This window comes from Oleiphilus sp. HI0067 (assembly GCF_001635735.1).
The window spans coordinates 1-1712 of record NZ_LWFI01001046.1 but is presented as its reverse complement, the minus strand read 5'-3'; the positions used below and the strand labels follow the sequence as shown (position 1 = coordinate 1712).

Annotated in this window: 3 protein-coding genes and 1 pseudogene; 2 read left to right on the top strand and 2 right to left on the bottom strand. The window is 39.0% G+C overall.

The window, feature by feature from the left end; genetic code table 11:
• Positions 1–315, top strand: a 315-nt coding sequence (locus A3739_RS30900; RefSeq protein WP_231877084.1) for a molybdenum cofactor guanylyltransferase, incomplete at its 5' end; no start/stop codon positions are given.
• Positions 316–444: 129 nt separating this feature from the next.
• The gene (locus A3739_RS28825) at positions 445–606 is read left to right on the top strand and encodes a hypothetical protein (RefSeq protein WP_156502538.1); all 162 of its coding nucleotides are present in this window, start codon (positions 445–447) and stop codon (positions 604–606) included.
• A 45-nt stretch (positions 607–651) separates the two neighbouring features.
• On the opposite strand, the gene A3739_RS14410 is transcribed toward A3739_RS28825, so the two are convergent.
• Together A3739_RS14410 and A3739_RS14405 are read right to left on the bottom strand one after the other, a co-directional pair.
• Entirely contained in the window at positions 652–1431 is a 780-nt protein-coding gene (locus A3739_RS14410; RefSeq protein ID WP_068474940.1) for an amino acid ABC transporter ATP-binding protein, read from the bottom strand.
• Between the two features lie 12 nt (positions 1432–1443).
• Positions 1444–1712, bottom strand: a pseudogene (locus A3739_RS14405) (amino acid ABC transporter permease); the annotation flags it as partial.

Here is a 1712-nt window from a genome sequence, read left to right as displayed (position 1 = left end):
GTGTTATTTATCTCACCTTGCGACACGCCTCTTGTTACATCTGAATGCTTTACCGTTATTGCTAACCACATTATCACGCAGCTTGAATCAGGGACTGATTTAAAACCCGTCGCTTTAATACAGAACAATCAAAAGCACCCATTACATTGCTGTCTACCTAATCGCTCTCTTGGTTCGGTAATGCGTGCGATTAGTTCACGGCACTTTAAGTTAATTAAGTGGCTTGAAGATGAAGGGGTTATTTGGGCAACCGGCCCTTCTGCTTGTTTTGACAATGCAAACTCTCTCGAGGACCTAGCCCTTTTAGAAAGGTAGATTATCTCAAGTATAAACTAACCAAATGGTTAAATGTTGATCTTTATGGTTAATTTGTATACTATCTTTTTCGAAATTCAAACAAGCGTTTTAAAAGGGCGTTTAAATTTAATTAGGGATATTTTAAACATGTTTATTGATGTACATGTCGCATTTCTTTTAGCTGCATTATCTGTTCTTTTTGGTATTACTTATACGCTAGGCACGTTTCTAGATCATCAAACTAAGAAACTTCTTGAACGAAAAAGAAGTGAGGAATCAGCAGCTACGAACGCAGCGATTAAAGCATAGAACATTAAAAAGGCGGGTAACTGATCAAGTCCCCGCCTTTTTAGTTTAATGATCAAGTATTTGACTGAGGAACAGCTGCAAGCGATCAGTTTCAGGGTGATCAAAGAATACATCGGGCGTATTCTGTTCAACGATTTCTCCCGCGTCCATAAATATGACTCGGTCAGCAACCTTTTTGGCGAAGCCCATTTCATGGGTAACACAAAGCATCGTCATCCCTTCATCAGCTAGCTCGACCATCACGTCGAGAACCTCTTTAATCATTTCTGGATCAAGCGCAGATGTTGGCTCATCAAACAACATAATCTGTGGGTTCATACATAGAGACCTAGCAATCGCTACACGCTGTTGTTGTCCACCAGATAACTGTCCAGGGAATTTATTCGCCTGATCCGGTATTTTAACGCGCTCTAGGTATTTCATTCCCGTTGCTTCTGCTTCTTCTTTCGGCTTTTTCTGAACCCAAATTGGCCCTAAGGTGAGATTTTCTAGAATCGTTAAATGCGGAAACAGGTTAAAGTGCTGGAATACCATCCCTACTTCGCGACGAATAGTTTCGATATTCTTAACATCTTCAATCATCTCAATTCCATTAACCACTAAAGAACCGCGTTGGAATTCTTCTAAGCGATTGATACAACGAATCATCGTTGATTTACCGGAACCAGAAGGACCACAAATTACTATCTTCTCGCCCTTCTTTACATCTAAATTGATGTTTTTCAGTACATGAAAATTTCCGTACCACTTGTTTAAATCTTTAATTTGTATTACCGGTTCATCAGAAGAAGCGGTCTGAACTGTTTCTTGTGTATTATCACTCATGTGTAATAACCTCTAATTCCTATGACTCGTATCTAGTTTCTTCTCGATATTTGCACTGATCATCGACATACCAAAACAACACACCCAAAATACAACAGCTACAAATATATACCCTTCAGGAGCATGCCCTCCTAACCAATTTGAGTTTGTAAGTGCGGTTTGTGTTGTACTCAACAATTCAAAAATACCAATGATCAATAAGAAAGTTGTATTCTTGAATAGCATGATGAACGTTGCCAAGATGTTTGGCATTGAAACCTTAATTACTTGTGGAAAGATTA

Excerpts from the sequence above, each read along its gene's own strand:
- A3739_RS14410 (WP_068474940.1), bottom strand. The coding sequence starts at position 1,431 with ATGAGTGATAATACACAAGAAACAGTTCAGACCGCTTCTTCTGATGAA.
- A3739_RS28825 (WP_156502538.1), top strand. The coding sequence starts at position 445 with ATGTTTATTGATGTACATGTCGCATTTCTTTTAGCTGCATTATCTGTT.